This is a genomic window from Kribbella sp. NPDC051587 (genome assembly GCF_044453945.1).
GTDB lineage: Bacteria > Actinomycetota > Actinomycetes > Propionibacteriales > Kribbellaceae > Kribbella.
Genome location: NZ_JBITDE010000018.1, coordinates 1 through 17254, shown reverse-complemented (window position 1 = coordinate 17254; position 17254 = coordinate 1). Strand labels below are relative to the sequence as shown.

The 17254-nt window shown below is 67.7% G+C and carries 17 protein-coding genes; 4 read left to right on the top strand and 13 right to left on the bottom strand.

The window, feature by feature from the left end; translation table 11 throughout:
* Positions 1–17 precede the first annotated feature (17 nt).
* The gene (locus tag ACIA49_RS38575; protein ID WP_396383243.1) at positions 18–254 is read left to right on the top strand and encodes a hypothetical protein; all 237 of its coding nucleotides are present in this window, start codon (positions 18–20) and stop codon (positions 252–254) included.
* A gap of 65 nt (positions 255–319) precedes the next feature.
* Here the strand turns inward: ACIA49_RS38575 and ACIA49_RS38570 are convergent, their stop codons facing one another.
* The 8 genes from ACIA49_RS38570 to ACIA49_RS38535 form a co-directional block, all read right to left on the bottom strand.
* Entirely contained in the window at positions 320–1537 is a 1218-nt protein-coding gene (locus tag ACIA49_RS38570; RefSeq protein WP_396383242.1) for a hypothetical protein, read from the bottom strand.
* Positions 1538–1616: 79 nt separating this feature from the next.
* On the bottom strand, positions 1617–2009 hold the full coding sequence (locus tag ACIA49_RS38565; RefSeq protein WP_396383241.1) for a hypothetical protein: 393 nt from the start codon (positions 2007–2009) through the stop codon (positions 1617–1619).
* Between the two features lie 110 nt (positions 2010–2119).
* Entirely contained in the window at positions 2120–2770 is a 651-nt protein-coding gene (locus tag ACIA49_RS38560; RefSeq protein WP_396383240.1) for a hypothetical protein, read from the bottom strand.
* Between the two features lie 88 nt (positions 2771–2858).
* The gene (locus tag ACIA49_RS38555; protein WP_396383239.1) at positions 2859–3485 is read right to left on the bottom strand and encodes a hypothetical protein; all 627 of its coding nucleotides are present in this window, start codon (positions 3483–3485) and stop codon (positions 2859–2861) included.
* A gap of 51 nt (positions 3486–3536) precedes the next feature.
* Positions 3537–3773 (bottom strand): hypothetical protein, encoded by a 237-nt coding sequence (locus ACIA49_RS38550; protein WP_396383238.1) that lies wholly within the window; start codon positions 3771–3773, stop codon positions 3537–3539.
* A 99-nt stretch (positions 3774–3872) separates the two neighbouring features.
* A complete protein-coding gene (locus ACIA49_RS38545) occupies positions 3873–4505 on the bottom strand; it encodes a hypothetical protein (protein ID WP_396383237.1) in 633 nt (210 codons plus the stop codon).
* Complete coding sequence (locus ACIA49_RS38540; RefSeq protein ID WP_396383236.1) at positions 4477–5037, bottom strand: hypothetical protein; 561 nt, start codon at positions 5035–5037, stop codon at positions 4477–4479. Before ACIA49_RS38540 ends, ACIA49_RS38545 begins: the two co-directional genes overlap by 29 nt.
* Before the next feature lie 10 nt (positions 5038–5047).
* A complete protein-coding gene (locus ACIA49_RS38535; RefSeq protein WP_396383235.1) occupies positions 5048–5818 on the bottom strand; it encodes a TIGR02391 family protein in 771 nt (256 codons plus the stop codon).
* A gap of 161 nt (positions 5819–5979) precedes the next feature.
* Between ACIA49_RS38535 and ACIA49_RS38530 the strand changes: the two genes are divergently transcribed.
* The 3 genes from ACIA49_RS38530 to ACIA49_RS38520 all read left to right on the top strand — a co-directional run bounded on the left by ACIA49_RS38530 (position 5980) and on the right by ACIA49_RS38520 (position 8846).
* The gene (locus ACIA49_RS38530; protein ID WP_396383234.1) at positions 5980–7245 is read left to right on the top strand and encodes a hypothetical protein; all 1266 of its coding nucleotides are present in this window, start codon (positions 5980–5982) and stop codon (positions 7243–7245) included.
* Positions 7246–7339: 94 nt separating this feature from the next.
* Positions 7340–7714: a hypothetical protein gene (locus ACIA49_RS38525; protein WP_396383233.1), complete on the top strand. Its 375-nt coding sequence runs from the start codon at positions 7340–7342 to the stop codon at positions 7712–7714.
* Positions 7715–7934: 220 nt separating this feature from the next.
* Positions 7935–8846, top strand: coding sequence for a hypothetical protein (locus tag ACIA49_RS38520; RefSeq protein ID WP_396383232.1), 912 nt, complete (start codon positions 7935–7937; stop codon positions 8844–8846).
* 30 nt (positions 8847–8876) lie between these two features.
* On the opposite strand, the gene ACIA49_RS38515 is transcribed toward ACIA49_RS38520, so the two are convergent.
* From ACIA49_RS38515 to ACIA49_RS38495, 5 genes are all read right to left on the bottom strand, one after another.
* Entirely contained in the window at positions 8877–9860 is a 984-nt protein-coding gene (locus tag ACIA49_RS38515) for a hypothetical protein (protein WP_396383231.1), read from the bottom strand.
* Position 9861: 1 nt separating this feature from the next.
* Positions 9862–10911 (bottom strand): hypothetical protein, encoded by a 1050-nt coding sequence (locus ACIA49_RS38510; protein WP_396383230.1) that lies wholly within the window; start codon positions 10909–10911, stop codon positions 9862–9864.
* A 272-nt stretch (positions 10912–11183) separates the two neighbouring features.
* Positions 11184–16004 carry a helicase-related protein gene (locus ACIA49_RS38505; protein ID WP_396383229.1) on the bottom strand — a complete coding sequence of 1607 codons (4821 nt, stop codon included), beginning with the start codon at positions 16002–16004 and terminating at the stop codon, positions 11184–11186.
* Between the two features lie 164 nt (positions 16005–16168).
* The gene (locus ACIA49_RS38500; protein ID WP_396383228.1) at positions 16169–16585 is read right to left on the bottom strand and encodes a hypothetical protein; all 417 of its coding nucleotides are present in this window, start codon (positions 16583–16585) and stop codon (positions 16169–16171) included.
* A 166-nt stretch (positions 16586–16751) separates the two neighbouring features.
* Positions 16752–17153: a hypothetical protein gene (locus tag ACIA49_RS38495; protein ID WP_396383227.1), complete on the bottom strand. Its 402-nt coding sequence runs from the start codon at positions 17151–17153 to the stop codon at positions 16752–16754.
* Between the last annotated feature and the right edge of the window lie 101 nt (positions 17154–17254).

Sequence of the window (17254 nt, the reverse complement as noted above, 5' to 3'; positions counted from 1 at the left end):
CAGACAGGAGATCAGCGGTGCCCAATCAGACGGTCTACGTCCTGACCATCAACGAGGCGGACGATTCGGGAACGACGTTCAGCACGACCGCCTACACCAATGAGGCGGCAGCAGAGCAGGACGCGGCAACTTGGCGGCAGATCGACCAGAACCAGGGCAAGGACACGACGTACCGGGTGGTGCCACTCGAGCTTGCCGACCGTGCACGGTGGAAGGCTGCTGCGGACGGCAAGTCCGGGGTGCCGATCAACTAGCTCAGAACAGGCGCAATCCGCCGGCGTCCCTCGGCCAGTCCGGTCGAGGGACGCCCGGCGCAGTTCTACTGGTCGCGGCGGCGCTGCCACCAGCGCTTCTCCGGGCGGGTTCGCTCGCCGCCGGGGTCGGGCTGCGGGGTTGCTACCGGCCCGGTGGTAGTGGGGTCGGCCTGTCGCGGGGGCCGGTAGCGGCGGGTTTCGGGGTGAACGATCGGGATTCCTCGCTGGGTCATGGCGGGGACGGTGTAGCCGCTGGAGTGCCAGCGGCGGACCGGGCCGCCGGCGAGGTTCTCCAGCTCGTCGTGGGTGAGGAAGTTCCAGTTCGGGGATCCGTAGGGCTTGGCGAACCCGACGGCCTGGATGAGCCCGGCCTCGGCGCTCGGCCCGCCGACGCTCCCGGGCGGGAACATCTGGACCCACTGGACAGTGTCGTGCGCGGCACCGTCGAGCAGGAGTTCGCCGACCACGGCCGCCACTTCCTCGACACAGTTCATGATCGACTGGGAATGGTGGTCGCCCATCTGGCCCATCACCACGACCGGGAGTTGCCCGTCGGGCCGGAAGACCCGGATGTGGAAGCGGCAGTCGTTGGAGTAGCCCGGCATCCGCCACTCCAGCACCGTCTCGGTGTCCAGGGTCGGACCGTCGTTCTTGTCGGCACCCGGGACGGCGCTGGTGGTGTGCTGCAGCCGCGCGACCTGGCTGGACAGATCCTGAAGCTTGGCGGCCACGTCGCCGAGCAGGCCGGCGATCGCCTCAGCCGCTTCCCGGTGGGCGTCGACGACCGCGGACTGGTTCGGTACATCGCTGGCGCCGGGCGCGGGCAGCGCGACGACGCGGCCTTTGCTGAGGCTTTCTGTGACCGGGCCTGTGGTGTAGGTGACGAGTTCGGCGAGTAGTTCGCTGACGCGGGAGGTCTCGTGCAGCGCGGCGGCCGCATCGGCCGGCCAGCCGCGATCGACGCCGCTGCCGTAGATCTCGGCGGTACTGGTCAACTGGTCCAGCCGGGCTGCGGCGTGGCGGAGCGCTTCGCCGGTGTCAGCTTCGGCGCCAAGCAGGCCCCTGGTGGCCGGAGCGGAGTTGGTTCGGGCCGCGGTGTCGGCTCGAAGCACGTAGTGGAGTTCGTTGCTGACCAGTTCCTGCAGCGGAAGCTCGAGTAGGGGCTCCTCGCCGTAGGGGTCGCGGATCACCAGGTCGGTGATGTTGATGCCGGCGCTACCCGGGTCGAAGCTGTCTGCCCAACCCTGGGCGGCGGAGCTGACGTCGCGCATGTAGTCGTTCACGAGAACCGACCCTAGGCCCTACCCGACGTGACCGCCTGGAACTCACAAGCGGCGGTTGCACCGTGGTGGCGTGCCTGCGTTACTGATTGGCGGCGACCCGCGCCCAGTCGATGCCGGGCTTCTCAGTGAGCGGCCCTTCGCTGTCGAGCAGCTGCTGCCAGTCACGGACCCCGCCAACGTCCAACAGGACGTCGGTCTGCTTGCGATTGCCGAGCGCACGCAGCCGGTAGGTGCCGCGGCCGGGCAGGAACTCCCACAGATCGCCGTCCAAATCGACCACGTGCTCGGGCGGGGGGTCGGGTAGCTCGTCGCCAGGTGCCCAGGTCCGGCGTTGATGACCGATGACGCTGTCGCGTTCACGACGGACGGCGGCAATGAGATGCCTGGCGGTCTGTTCTGCTGCGGCTTGTTCCTGGCCGGCGTGCACCTGGACGAGCTTGGTCAGGTCGGCCCAGAGCTGAGCGTCGTCCATCGATCAGTCTCCTCGTACGGCTTTGGTGATCACAGCAGAATCATGGACGGTCCCAGACCCACCGGGTTCATCAGCCAGCAGCCAGCTGACGAGTTGGGTGAGGGTATAGATCAGGACCTGGTGACCAAGGTCGACCAGTGCTGGGCGTACAGGTCAGCCACTGCGGTGGCGTAGTCCTGTAGCCGGTAGGTCAGGGTCGCAGCGTGATCGGCCGCCACATCGAGTTGGTCCTCGCCGCCGGCACTGCGGTCCAGCTGTCCGATGCGATCATCGGTCTGCTCGGTACGGCGCAAGGCCGTCAGGGCGGTCCGGACGCCGTCCCAGCGGTGATCGCCGTCGGCGACAGCGCTGGGCAGCGATGGCAGCACCAGCGGGGCATCCAGGCCGGCTGGCGGTCTCTCTGCAGGGGCGTAGCTCTGATGGCCTGTGAAGGTGTCGCGAGGGTCGGCCAGGTCACCGGCCAGCGAGATCGTGAACTGCGCGAGACTCCACACCAGCTGCCGTCGCGGCCCTTCGACGTCGCGGATGATCTCGTCCATCGTCAGTAACGCGGTGCCCGAGCTGAGGGTCTGCTGGTGACTGGTCAGCAGACCGGCCGCGTCCTCATAGACAGCGAGCTCGTCCAGGTACTGCTCGAGCAGGTCGGCCACCAGCCAGGCCGAGCCCTCGACGTCGGCTTGGCGGATCTGGTCGCGCGCGGCCCTGATCGCTGTATGGACCTGGCGGTGATCGAGGAGAGCGCCTTCGATCGGTGCAGTCACAGGGGTAGTGTCCTCTCCTGGTGGGGGGCGTGTGGTCGCGCCGGTTATCCCGGTGACCGCACCGACTGGCGCGGCGGGCTGATTTGGCTCAGGAGGCCGACGACGGCGGACCGTCGATCATCTCGTGCAGGAGACGATCGAACGGCGTGCTGACGACCTCGATCTTCACCAGGTGGTTGCCGTAGGAGTTGTTCAGCCACCGCAGCTGAATCAGGTCCGGGAGCGGAGTCATGGGGTGCCTGCTCAGCCAGGCGTAGAGAACCGCGGGGTAGGGCGCCGTCTCACGAAAAGATGATCCGCTGACCTGGCCGACATGCCCCATCCGGATCTCGTCGCCGTTGTTCGTGAACGCCAGGCCATGCCGGTCTCCGATCCACATTGCCACGATCGGCGGGTACTGAGGCTTCCTCTGATCCCGCTCCCGATCCCAAGCGACACCGGGCAGGCTGGCCACGTCGTAGCCGGGGACGGCACTCAGCCAATCGAGGTCTTCGCTGGTCGGTTCAAGATCCTCGGTGGGACGGACCGCGAGGCGGTACCGGTGGTAATCGATGCGGTCGGAGAAGTACACCTCGTCCTGCCACTGCGCGGACGTCTGCAGCGGCGTGCGGATGGACACGACGTCGGCCGTAACCGTTTCCGGATCGGCCAGATCCCGGCCCAGCCTGACCGAGAAGCGAGGAGGCATCCAGCGCGGCCACTCAGGATGAGTCATGCCCAGCAGCCTAACCAAGCCACCCGCCGTACAGCACCGGTTGTTTCCGGCTCAGCCACGGTCCGGCCGGCGGCCCTCGTACAGGCGAACGATCTGTACGTCGAGATGGTCGTCGTACGACCCCTTGCCCTGGGTCCCGTCCGCGGTGTCACGGTCGTCGACAACACCGAGCCGGATCGCGGCAAAGCTGGTCCAGCTGAAAGTCCCGGCAACGCGGTCCTGGTCGACGGCCAGCAGGCGAACCTGGTCGGCAGCGAACGGGACGGGCTTCGGCCGGTAGTGGGTCACCGGCCGGGTCAGAGGATCTGAGTCACCGTCCCGCCGGCAGATCGTCGAGACGCTAGTCGTGGCAGAACATGTCCGCGGCCCGGCGGATCTTCTCAGCTCTTACTGGTCGCCCCAGGCCTCGTCGGGCAGTGCCTCAGTCAGAGTCTGCTCAAGCTGGGTGACTGCGGCGGTCACTGCGAGCTGGGTCGGGCCGTCGACCGCGGCCAGCTGCAGACGGGCTGACGTCCAGCTGACGCCGCCCTCACTGGCGGGCGCGAGTTCGATGCTGGTCTCGGTGCCGTTCGGGAGGATGACAGCGAGCTCGGCCTTGTAGATCAGCGCGGTGGTGACACAGTCGTTGACGCGGCGCCGGTCCTCGTCGCCGGCGAGGTCTTCGCGTGGGCGCAGTTCCGCGATCCGCCGGTGCGCAGCGGTGGTGAAGCTCTGCATCCGGGCCACGGCGTCGATCAGCCGCTGGGCTTGGTCGCTGTCGTCATCGACGGCCAGGGCCTCGGTCAGCCACTCCAGTGCGACTGCGGCATGGAAGACCGCTTCCGTTTCGGGCGCCCAGTCCTGCCCCTGGGTGGCGGGCCGGATGGCTTGGCTGAGCGCGGCCATGAGGCGGCGTATCTCTGGCTGGGCCGCGACGAGCGCAGTCCTCGACGCCGTCACGTCCACCGGCTGTCCCGCGTCCTTTCCACCTGCACCCGCGGCCTGGTGGTGCCTACCATTCGGCGCGGGTGCGTCGTTCATCGCTGAGTCCTTCACGTTTCGGATCTGGCGTCGGTGTTTCTGGTGAGGCGGTTTGCGCTGCGCAGTCGCGCAGATACCGCCGCACGGCAGCCATGGCCTCTTTGGCTAGTTCAGTGCTGCTCGCGCGCCACGGACTATGAAAAGCGCCCGTGAGCAGAGTGAACGGCTGCGGCGCCTCTTCGTGCGCCGCGGGGAGCGAGAACCAATCGACCATCGCTTGCCGTGGATCAGTACGACCCGGCCCGGCCTTCCGGTTGTACAGATATCTCCGGACAGCCGCGACGGTGATCTCGGCCAGGTCCTCGCTGCGCGGCGTCCGGGCAACCAGCTCGTCGCCTTCGCCGACCTCGAAGGCCGCCTTCAGCTCTTCGGCCAGGTCGTCGATTGTCCCGGCCGAAAAGTCAAACCAGTCGCTCAGTACGGCACCTGGCTCGGTCGGTTCGACGGGCGCGAACGGATCGTCGACCGGGACGGCGTCCTGAACGGACTCGGTGCTGGATCCGGGCTCGGGATCGCTTCGGGGAGTAGCCACCTTCGCAAAGCTATCCAACAGCTTCGCCGGTTGGCGATTGGAAGGCCGATTCGGGTTCGGGCAATGTAATCACCAGTTCGGTCTCATCGGCCCAGCGCGCGATGACAGACAACACAGCCAGCTGCTCCAAGGCGTACTGTTCGGTCCACTCGTCGGCGGTATGAGCCGCGATGTTCCGGATGCCGGCAAAGGCTCCCTGAGCAATCAGGTGGAGACCGTCCTGGCGCGATTTCCAGGTATCGGTCGCCGCGCCCTCCTTGACGAAGTGCAGCCGAGGCTGTGTCGGGGTGGGAATGCCCGGAGCAAAGACGCTCTGAACGAGAGCCCGGTCGCTCAGAGCACTCCCGGTCCTCTGTGCAATGTGCGCGGACAACGACGTAGTGGCGGCGCCCACCGCGACTCGATATCTGCCAGTTGTCCAGATGGCTTCGGCGGCCGCCCAGATCGACGGATGGAAGTGGTCAGCACCAACCGCTGGAGCATCCGGAGCCAGGTTCGTCTTCACCAGCGCGGCGTCCAATGCAACTCCGAGCGCCGCTTCTGCGACCGCCCGGTACTCCCCTGCCTGGGCTTTGAGGTCGACCGACACAGTGCCCGGCACCGCCACGTCGAGAGCCCTGACGATTTTCAGAAACGTCGGCAGCTCGCCGCGGTACTTCGCTTCCAACTCGTCGCCGATCGGCGTCAGCTGCCATCGATTGCTCGCATCGGGCAAAACGCTGACGGTGCGGCACGTCGCGTGGAAAGCCCGGATGCGCTCAACCATCCATTCGTAGTTCACGCTGGCCAGGATCACTCAGCCCGGTCCCACCGGTCCAGATGAACTACGAGCGCTACCGCGTCCGGCGACATCACCACACCGGCAGGTGCGATCATCGCCTAGAATTGTGAATTCGAATCGCAATGGCCGGAGGCGACGTGGCACAGGGGAAGGGCCCGGCAATGCGCAAGCTCGCCCTGCTGGTGGCGAAACGGGCCGCGATCCGCGTCGAGGCGGATTACTCCACGGAAGGCCGCAGCACGAAGTGGTACCTGCAGTGGGACAACGGCCCCAGCAAGGCTCTCATGCTCCGGCATGCCAAGGCCGCGGCGAAGGCGGTGGACGGTCTGGATGTGGCCGAGGTCGGTTTCCGGCGTTACTGCAGTGAGCGCCACGTGGTTGCGGCATGGCTGCTTCGGTCCCCCGACCTCGACACCGGGCACGCCCGCATTCTGTGGGCCAGCGAAACCTACGTGGACAAGATCAGCTTCCCCGACGATCTCGCCGACGATGATCCCCTGTGGGAGCTGGTGGACTACGCCTTCGACCTCTGTGGTGGTCCCAGCACGTCCGCCGACACAGTCCTCACTCACGTGGCACGGATCAAGCTGCGCGGGCTCCGCATGGAGCACTGGCTCGACCAGATCGACTCAGCCGATCCCGCCACTGCTAGCCAGCACCTCGGGCCGCTCCTGTCGGCTGCCGGGCTGTCGGAGCGCACACGGGAGAATCTGCGGTCCGTGACCGCAGACATCATGCACGACCTGTCCGGCAACGGCCCTCGCCAAGCCGACCCCCGCGTGCGGGTACTGGCCGCGGAGGCCGCGCGCGCCGCCCTGACCCAGCCACTGGACGACGAGCAACGCCGCCTCGCCATCGAGTCTGTCGCGGCCGGTACCGCGCTCTACAAGCTGAGCCGCTGGATCGGGAAGTCTGACTCCACGCTGTTGAAGCGCTGGAACACCGCCGAATTCAACGAAGATCTCGCACCGGTCGCCTGGGTCCGGCAACACCACACCAAGTGGGCGCAGGCCTTCCTTGCTGCCATCGCCGAGCTCGAGGCCAACCACGACCTGGTCCGCCACAACCGCGACATCCGGCAGATGGTGAACATGGCGAAGGCGGTCCTCGGCCGCGAAGACGCCAACTGGCAAAGCTTTCTCGGGTCTCCCGAGACAGCACGGACACTGATTGCCGCCGCCGAACTGGACCTTGCCGAGCAACAACGTGACCGGAAGAAGTACCGGCTCGTCGACGAGACTGATGACAGCGGGCTGCAGATGGGCCCGGCGCTGCAGCGGCTCGCCGAGCTCCTCGCCGAGTACGACGCAGCGCGGCCGCCACAGCGCAGGGGCGGCGCGCATCCGCGCCAGAGTCCGCAACCCCGCGGCGACGAGCAAGGTCAAGACAACGACTGCCCCCAGAGCTGCGCGACAGACGAGCGCTGAGGAGCAGCATGGCGCTCGCCAGCACAATCAGCGGAGCAGCCCAGTGCCGGAATCACCTGATACCGGCACTGGGTCACTCCGTGGCCCGGTCCACATGCGCAACGGATACCTGCCGTCCGGCGCGACCAAGGTGCGCGCGTGCTGCTCGTGCGGCTACACGACCACCCCGCACACCAGCGAAGAGCAGGCCCGGCATGCGCTCCTTCGAGACCATCCCCTCACGCGCCCCGTGTGCGTTCTGTGCGGCACACTCCGGCTCGAGACCGATGGGGACACCGGCCGGCTGCTGAACCTGGAGATCCTCAACGACCGCGGCCCGGACAACCAGATCCTGGTCTGCACGACCGACCTTCAGGCCTGCCACGACGCCGCGGCACAGCGCCAGCTCCACCTGGACCGGACCGCCTTCGAGGCATTCGACCTCGACTACACGCCCCCGCGGCTGCGATCGATCCCGGACCAGTCGTAGCCGAACCAACATCGTCGTCAGCACCGCATCCGATCGCCTCGGCCAGGTAGACTAGGTAGTGGCACGGCTACGCGTGCCCGCTCCGAGTTGTACTGGCCCACGTCCGGCGCAACGGCGAAGACAAGGTTCCCACCCGAATCGCGTAGCAGCGTTTCGCCAGGTCGACTCATGTACCCACGGCGGGACCGGACGTGGGACGTCCCGCGAGACGGAGCACATGATGACCCAGAACAAGCGCCGCAAGGCCGCGATCCGCGCCCGACAGGCCGAAACCGGCAGCCCCTATCTGGTGGCCCGCCGCCAGCTCTCCGAACGACCAGCTGTCGAGGTCGAGGTTCTTCCTCCGCTGACCGCGTGGACGAAGCCGCATGACTGCAGCTGGTGGGCCAAGACGGCAGCCGAGCACGGGCCGCTGATGGCGGTGAAGATCAGCAGCGGCGCCCGCTGGTGGGAGCTGGACGACGTCGCCCGGGAGGTCGCCGGAGCGCTGCAGGACCGTCCCACCGAGGAGCGTGGTCTCTGGATCGCCTATGACCGGTACGCCGTCACCAAGCGAGAACACCTGCCGGGCATCGCAGCCGCTCTGGCCGCAGTCGATGCGCTGCCGCGGCTGATCGTTCGGGCGGCCCCTGACGCTGCTCACTGTGAGCACGCCAGCTGCCGCCGGCGGCGTGGAGAACCGCCGCTCCCCCGCGCGACCACGTCCCGCACGCCAGCGCGGCCGACCACGGTGCTCGGCCCAGTTCGCAGCCTCGCCCAAGTGATGGAACAGCATCCGTCGCTGGGCTACTACGGGTTCGGTTCGTCCCGGCACGCGGACCAGACACCGGCCGAACGCCGAGCCGCGCTCGCCAGCGACCGAACGCAGCTGGCCGGGCACGACAGCTCGGTCCAGGAGATCGCCGGCTGGCTGCGCGACAACGTCCCACCGATCAAAACTCCGACGGCCCGCAGCTACGACATGAAGCACATCGTCGAGAACATGATCGGCCGGTACGTGTCCAACGGCGAACTGATCGCGGCAGCCCTGAGCGCCGGCTACACCTACCGTCACATCGACGGCCCGAACGCCACCCTGGGGATGGCAACCCGGGCCGTCGACGAGCTGCGCAAGGCCTCCCGCGCTCGGTGAAACGCCTGTAGCCCAACGCGGCCGGCGGCCCTACCCGGAGGGCTCGATGCCTTCCGGGTAGCCAGCGGTCCTCTCTACATCGCCTAGGTCGGCGCTGGCTACGATCCGGGTCAGATGCAGCCAGAGCCGGTCTGCGGTGCCGGGATGCCGTGCCGGGATGGGCCCGCCTTTGGCCGTGAGCTGTGCCCGCCACGCCGTCGACCACGTCTCGATCGTGACCAGCCGCGGCCGCTGGGTGTGGTGCTCGGTAGCGGGCCAGTCGTACGGCACAGCCCGTGAGAGGGTCGCAATGTCGTTGTGGGCCCAGCAGATCAAGGGCTTCCCGCCGAGCACAGCGATGACCTTGTCCGTGATCTCGGCGGCCGGTGTCGCGTCGGGATCGCGCAGGCGGGCACGAGGGCTGGTGACCAGCGACACCGTGACGTCCAGCAGCTTGCGGCCGTCGGCGGCGGCCACGGCGCTGATCCGGGCAGACAGCGGCGGCCGAGGGCGCCCCGACGAGGTCAGCTGTCCTTTCTCTGTCGTGTGCAGGACCACCGCCCCGGGCCAGGTCATGGCTTCAGCGAGACGGTCGGCGGCGAACCGCTGTGCCTGTCGCGCTTTGTTCTGCTGGCGTTGCAACCGCTGAATGTGCGAGCACACCTGGCAGAGCGGGTTGCTGCTGTCGAGCGTGCGCTCCGGCCGGCAACCACACACTGCGCACTGGTACGAGCGAGTGGTCGACCGGGCGGCGGCCGCCTGCAGCTGCGCCGCGCTCGCACCTGTAGGCAGGCACGCTTCCGGCCGGTACAGGTCGACCAGTAGCCGATCGGGTCGGCCACGGAAGTCTTCCGACCAGACCCTGCCGGCGGGGGTCTCGGTAGGCCGCCGCGGAAATTCGAGGTCGGCCAGCTGGGCCTTGGTGAGCAGGCCGTCGGGCACCTGCCACCAGCCTTCGTATTCGGCGACGTGCGGCGCGTCAGCGCTGACCTGTTGCAGCGCTGCGCTGCGGGCTGTGTTCGCGGTGGACGTCATGTCAGTGCACCTGCTCGTCGGCGACGACGCTGATCTGGCCCATGACGAACGAGCCCTCGAGGAGTTCGTCGACGTGCGCGGCGTCCAGCAGCGCACATCGGCATCCTCCCGGGTCCTCGGGTTCGAGGTGCTCCTTCGCGAGCTCATCAGCAGCGACGCCGACGTCGATACCGGGCTCGTCCCAGTGGCTGGTGCACGGGCCTGCGACGACCGTCACCTCCTGGTCGTGGCGTGCCTGCTCGACCCAGGCATCCGGCAGTTCCAGGGCGCGCAGCAGCAGCCCGCGGACACTGCCGTCGTCGGCGGTCGCGGTTCGCAACGCGATCCACTGTGGCTGGTGGAGGGCTTCGATGCGCAGGGACCACTCGTCGGCGCGGGTGTCGATGAAGCTGCCCGGATGGCCGAACCCGTGCTGGCGCAGGAACAGTTCGAACTCGGTCAGCCACGGCGCCGTGCCTTGGCCCAGATCGTCGATGACCCGCGCGGTCAGCAGCAGCACTGCCCGGCCGTCGTGTTCGGGGTCGCCGCTATAGATGACGGGGCGGGCATCCAGGTCGAGTTCGGCTACCTGGTCGGGCTGGGCGCTGGACGGCAGGCCGATGAGCTGCGGGCCGGCAGGGATGGTGAGCGGCGACGGTGTGGCCCAGCGAATGCCCGACGCCTTGCAAGCGGCGTGGTATTTGCGGGTCGTCAGGTGCCCGGTGACTGGTGATAGGTCCGGGTCGAAGGCGGCGATCGTCAGCACGATGCTGGAGTCGACGCTGCGCGCGTCGCCGGGCTGCCCGCACCAGTCACAGTCGTAGGTCGGCTGCACCTCGTCATCGAGCCAGGCGTACAGGTCCGGGTACTGCACGCCTATCCAGCCTTCACCGGCGAACCAGGCCCGTACGTCATCGGTGAGGACCCACCGAAGGCGTGGCTGCCGATCGGTGTCGTCCTTGGCCACCTGGCGCAGGGCTGCGGTGTAGGAGATGCCGCTGGCGGCCGCCAGCGCCCGGGCGGCGTTCTTACGGGCGGTGTGTCGCCCCGGACTCGTGTCGTCAGAAACCATGACAGCCATCGCTTCCTCGGCAGGTCCCACGCTCCCGCCGTGGTCTCGTCACGGCAGACATGATCGATCAAGGGACTGCGTGACCCGGAGGATCTTGGCCCGTGCTCCCGGATGCGCGTGGGGCATGGCCGGTAGGGCGAGAGCCGTCACAGCAACGGCCTACCGGCACCGTAGCGGACCCGGCCGACAGTTCTTGGTTGGACCAAGTTGCGAACCCAAATCTGGCGCGAAGGGATGCCTGCACCGGACCGCGTCGTACGGGCGGCGCGGCGTCAGTGAGTCAGGCCGTGTGTGGGTGGGCGGTGCGCTGGTTCCTGCTCGGGCGCCGGCTGGTGAGGCTGAGCTTGGTCGTGAACGTGCTGGCGGGCTCTGGCTGCGAGGCTGTCGGGCTGCTGTTCGACAGCGGTAGCTTCAGCGGCCGGTGTCACCGGTTTGGCGGCTTCGCTCAACTGGTCGTTGATGCTTTTACGAGTGGCGTAGGCCGCGTCGAGCTCGGCACGGTACTTGAAGGGCTGGCCGACCTGGTCGCGTGCCCGGGAGATCTCGGTGGTCAGCTCGTCGATGTACTCGTGCTGGCCGGAGAGTTTGCGGTCGAGGGTCCGGACGGCGTTTTCGAGCCGGACGACCAGACCGGGTGACGGGTTCTGGCTCTCGTTCAGGCTGATGGACACGTTGTCGATCAGCCCGCCGGTGAAGCGGACCACGGCATGGGGCACTTCTTCGCGGTAGAAGCGCTCGGCGGTCAGTTCGAATCCGCCGAGTTCGCCGATGCGGGTGGTGGTGTTCGTCCCGGGCCGGCGGTTCATGACGCCAGCGAGCTGGTTGGCGAAGGCCGCGGCGGCGTCCGCGCGTTCGTTGTAGCGGATCCCGGCGACCTCCATGCGGAACTTGTCGCCGCGGGTGTCGACGCGTAGCGCGATGGCCGTTTCCAGGTCGCCGATGGTGTTGTGGCTGGCGGCGATCTGGCGGGTGTGGTCGTTGATGCGGTGTTCGAGCATCGACTGGGTGCGGCCGTGGGCTCGTTCCAGGCGGGCGAGCCGGCCGACCTCGGCCTCGGCGGCCGCCTTTTCCATGAGCAGCGGGTTGCCGCTGGACAGAGCCGTGATCTCTGTCGCGGACAGCGCCATCTCGCCGACGTCTTCGATCTCGTCGAGGTCGTCGCGCGCGGACAGGAACTGGCCGATGAACCCGGCCTTGCGCTCGATCGTCTGCCAGGAGTAGGCGTCGAAGGTTCCTTCGGTGACGTAGCGCAGGACTTCGATCTCGTCGTTCTGGTTGCCTTGCCGGACGCCGCGGCCATCGCGTTGGGTGATGTCGGCCGGGCGCCATGGGCAGTCGACGTGGTGCAGGGCGATGGCCCGGGTCTGGACGTTTGTGCCGACGCCCATTTTGCTGGTGCTGCCGATGAGGACCTGGACGCGGCCGGTGCGGGCGGCCTCGAACAGCGTGGCCTTCTGCCGGTCGTTCTTGGCCGAGTGGATGAACTCGATCTGTTCTCCCGGGACGCCGCGTGCGACGAGCTGATCGAGAAGTTCTGAGTAGACGTTCCAGGTGTCGCGGGGTGTGCCGAGGTCGCAGAACACCATCTGCAGGGCACCCGGTACGGCGTGCGGTTCGCCGCTGCGGGTTTCGTAGATGCGGTCGCGGTTCGCCATCCAGCGTCGTGCCACTTCGTCGGCCACTCGTGCGACCTTCGGAGGTTTCGACAGATCGGTCAGCGGAAGCCGGCCGGTGTAGTCGTCGCGGTTGATGAGACGCATGTCGAGCGCAGCGGCGCGGCCGTCGCTGGAGACCTTGAGCATGTTGTCTTGGTCGGGGTCGACGAGCTTGTTCTGGATGTTTTCGGCGCGCCGCCCGAGGTCTCGCACGTAGTCGAGGACCTCGTCGCTGGGCTCGACGACGACGACCTGCGGGAGTCGTTTGCCGTCGGGCCGCTCGACCAGGGCCGGGACGTCGAGGTCCAGGTCGTCGGCGAGTTTGACGTCGCCGGCGGTGTGCCACATGCGTTGGAGCGCGCGGAGGTTCCGGAACTTGGCGAACCGGGTCTTGAGGCGCCACGAGGTGGCATCCGGTGCGAGCTCGACCTTCGTGACCAGCTTGCCGAACGTGCCTGCCCAGGTGTCGAAGTCCGTGATGCCGGCGTCGGTCAGGAGGTCGGGTCGCACGAGGCGCTGCATCACGTAGGCCTCGCTGATGCTGTTCGCGATCGGCGTGGCGGTGGCACCGGTGAAGGCGCGGCCGTTGTACCGGGCCCTGAGGTACTCGACCTTCATATGCAGGTCGCTGGCCCGGTTGGAGCCGGGGGTGATGGCGGCGTCTTGGATGCTGCTCGGGGTCAGCAGGTTCTTGTAGTCGTGGAGTTCGTCGACGCACAGGTAGTCGATCCCGGTCTCTTCGAAGCTGACACCAGGGTCTTTGACCTGGTCCATCTTCTTCTTGACCCGCTCTTCAGCATTGAGGATCGACTTCTCGGCCTGCTTGACGGTGCGGTTGTCGCCACCGCCTGCCCTCATGTCCGCCACGGCTTTGCGCAGGGGCGTGATCTCGTTGTCGAGGTAGGTCTCCAGGGTTGCCCGGGACACGGGAAGGTTCTCGAAGGCGGTCCGGGTGAGGATGACGGCATCCCAGTTGCCGGTGGCGACCCTGGCCACGAACTGGCGCCGTTTGGCCGCGACCAGGTCTTCGGTGCCCGCAGCGAGAATCCTGGCCTGCGGGTACAGCTGCAGGAACTCGCGGCTGAACTGCTCGAGCATGTGGTTGGGCACCACGATCGCCGGTTTGCGGACCAGTCCGAGGCGTCGCAGCTCGGTGACGCCCATGACCATCTCGGCGGTCTTGCCGGCGCCGACTTCGTGAAACAGTCCCACGGTGGGCTCGGCGATCATGCGGGCAACGGCGGCCAACTGGTGTGGCCTCGGCTCGAACGTCTCGACCAGGCCGGGGAGGCTGAGACGGTCGGTGTCGTAAGAGCGCAGCACGAGCGAGTTGAAGGTGTCGTTGTAGACGCGGTGGAGCCGGCTGGCCCGCTCGGGGTCTTCCCAGACCCATTCGCTGAACCGTTCGTTGAGCTGGTTGGCCTTCTCCTGCGCGGCCTCGGTCTCGACCGGGTTGAACACCTCGCGCTCGTCGATGACGTCGACGACGCGGATCTGCGACTGCCGCAGTACGTGCTGGGCAAGCTTCCCGGCGGGGTAGCGGGTCGTGCCCCACTCGGTGGTGGCGTTGACGCCGTACTGCCCGCCGTCGATCTTCCACTGCGAGCCGATGACATGCTCGACGGTCACACGTCGGTCGTCGAGGATCTCGCGCAGGAACGCTTGAACGTCGTCGGCGCCGATCCATGCGGCACCGAGCTGGGCGTGGATCCGCGAAGGCGGCAGGTCTTCGGGCAGGACCTCGCGCAGGGCGGTGACGTTCTCGCTGTACTGCTCGTCCTCTTCGGCAGCTGCGATCGCCGTTGCGAGCTTCTGACGCACGTTGCCCGACAGGTACTCCGCCGCGGGGACAAGGCGCTGCAGCTCAGGGTCTTCGAACACCAGCCCCCGCACAGACTCCCGGGCAGCGGCCTCGTCGACACCGAGCAACTTCGCCAGGGTGTCGAGGCGCGGCTCACCATGGGTGTCGAGACTGATCGCGACCGCATCGGCCGGGGTGTCGGCGCCCAGCACCGGTCGGCGGGGCGCGATGACCCGTTGGGTGAGGATGTCGGCCTTGGTTGCGGTCTGGGTCGCTGGCTCGAACTCTTCCAGCGCGAACACCGTGGCGGAGAAAGGGTCTCGGCCGAACAGCCGCATCACCGGCGGCCTGGTCCAGGTGACCCGGTCGTTGCCTTTCTTGTCGACCCACGGGCGTCCCTTGGACCTGTTCAACGGGCCATGGGCAGCCTGGTAGGCGTCGTAGAGCCGGTTGAGGTCGGCGCGAAGCTGCCCGATCTCGGCGGTGTCGTCGAGGTTGGCCGCCTCGGCACGCAGCAGCCCGATCACGGTGTCGCGCAGCTGCAGCAGCTGCCCAAGCTCGGCCGCCTGCGTGCTGGGGACAGGCAAGGGCACCGCGGCGCCGTCGATGCCATGTTCGGTGAACTCGGTGTCGCTGATCTTGGTGATGTGCCCGACGAACAGGCCGTCGGTGCCACCGATCTGCGCGGCCGCCTGGACGACAGCATGCTCCTCGGCATCCGCGGTCCAGCGCAGATCCTTGGCGACGCCGTCGAAGACGACCTCGTGCAGCGCGCCGGACAGCTGCATCGCGGTGTCGCCGTCGCCGCGGACGACGAGTTCTTCGCCGTACATTCCACGGCCAACGGCGAACTGACCAAGGACGCGGTTGGGCCGTTCGAGGAAGTACTTGTTGACACGGTGGGTGCTGCCGTCGAGCTCGAGGTTCGCGGCAGTGTCGAGCCAGCGCTGGCTGTCCGCGTCGGGGGCTCGGCCGGGTTCGCGGCGACGCAAGACGATGAGGTCGGTGACGACGTCGGTACCGGCGGTGCGGCGGTGGGCGCCGGCCGGGAGACGCACGGCGCCGATCATGTCGCCGAGTTCGGCGAGTTCGCGCCGTGCGGCGGGGTTCTGGCTGTCGAGGGTGTAGCGGCTGGTGAGGACCGCGACGATGCCGCCGGGCTTGGTGAGCGCCAGTGACTTGATGATGAAGTGGTTGTGCATCGAGTGCGCGCCGCTGGGGTTGTGCACTCGGTCGGTCAGCCGGACGTCGGCGAAGGGCACGTTGCCGACGACGGCGTCGAACCGGCCGCTGATGCGGGTGTCGGCGAACGACTCGGCGCGGATGTCGCTGCCGGGGTAAAGCTTCGCAGCGATCCGCGCGGTGATCGGGTCGAGCTCGACCCCGGTCATCTTCGCGTTCGCTGGGGCGAGGCCGATGAAGGTCCCGCTGCCGGAACCGGGCTCGAGGACCTGGCCGCCGGTGAAACCAAGGGTGGTGAGCGCGGACCAGATCGCCTCGACGTACGCCGGGTCGGTGTAGTGGGCGTTGATGGTGGTCCGGGCCGCAGCGTTCCACTCGGTGTCGGACAGCAGCCCGCGCAACTCGGAGCGCTCGGCGGAGAACTCGGCATTGGAGTCGTCGAAGATCTGGGGCACTGCGCCCCAGCTGGACCAGGCCGCGAGCGTCTGTAGCTCGTCAGAGTTTGCCGGTGTGCCGCGGTCGTCGAGCGTGGTCAGCAGCCGGATCGCGGCCAGATTGGCAGCAGCGCGGGCCTTTGGGCTGGACGGAACACTGGGGGCGGCCGGGTCGGGCCGCCACCTCAGCGGTTCGGGGTCTGCCGATCCTGCGTCGGGTCCTGCTCCTGGTCGTCCGGCTCGGTCAGGACCGATCCGGTCAGGTCGTGGATGTCCTGGATCGTCTGATGCAGGTCCCCGTAGTAGTTCGCCGTCTCCTCGGGCAGGTCCTCGGTCTCGTTCTCCGGCACCTGGGAGTACACCATCTCGGCCATCACCCGCTCGGCCGCCAACTTCTTGGCTGCCTCTAGCCGCCCGACCTTCGCCAGGAAGCCCTCCCCCTTGGGGTCGAGGCCGGCCAGCTCCGGCGTCAGGTCCGTGATCTGGTCCTGGATCTGCTGGCCGAGGTCCTGAAAGTAGTCCTCCGGGTCCTCGATCTGGCTGTACCGGGTCGGCAAAAAGTCCCGGAAGTACTTCTGGGCCGTCGCTCCGTACCGGTTCATCGCTGAGCTCCTCGACTGCTGGCTCGTCGTCGCCCCAAAGGAAATCCATCGAGAGCTGGTTGGGGTCAGGGGCGCGACGTCGGCGACTACCTCCGCGCGCCATGTCCATCTCCCCAGTCGTTCGTGGCCGTTGGCAACTACCCTAACCGGCCGGGAGCCGACTGACTTATAACCGCAGCGTCTTTGCATGAACCTGCAATTCCCTTCGCATCTCGATCCGGTGGGTGCCGCCGGTCCGTTCTTCCGTACTTGTGTTCAGGCACCAGTCGCACCACAGCCTCTGCCTGGCACGGATCTTCACATCGTCCACGGGACCCAGCACCGCATTTTCTGGGGCGGACGGGTGGATCCTGGCGTGTTCGGCATCAGCCTCAGCTTCGCCGCAGCTGGTGCAGCGCGCCATGAAGCAGCACACCTCCAGCTGGACGACCTCGGCCCCGGCGGACACGTCGGGGTACCGGGCTGCCCACTGCGCGGCGGCCGCAGACGTTCCGAAATGCCGCTCTTCGAGGTCTGAGTTGCCGGTGCGCAGGATCCAGCACGGCTCGGACTGCACGAGTTCGGTCATCGATCCCCCGTTCTTGGGATGGTCACAGTTGCGGTCCACGCGGCCCGGCCTCGGGCCCGAGGCCGCTGTCCGGCGGCGCCCAGTCCTGGCCGCGGGCCGCG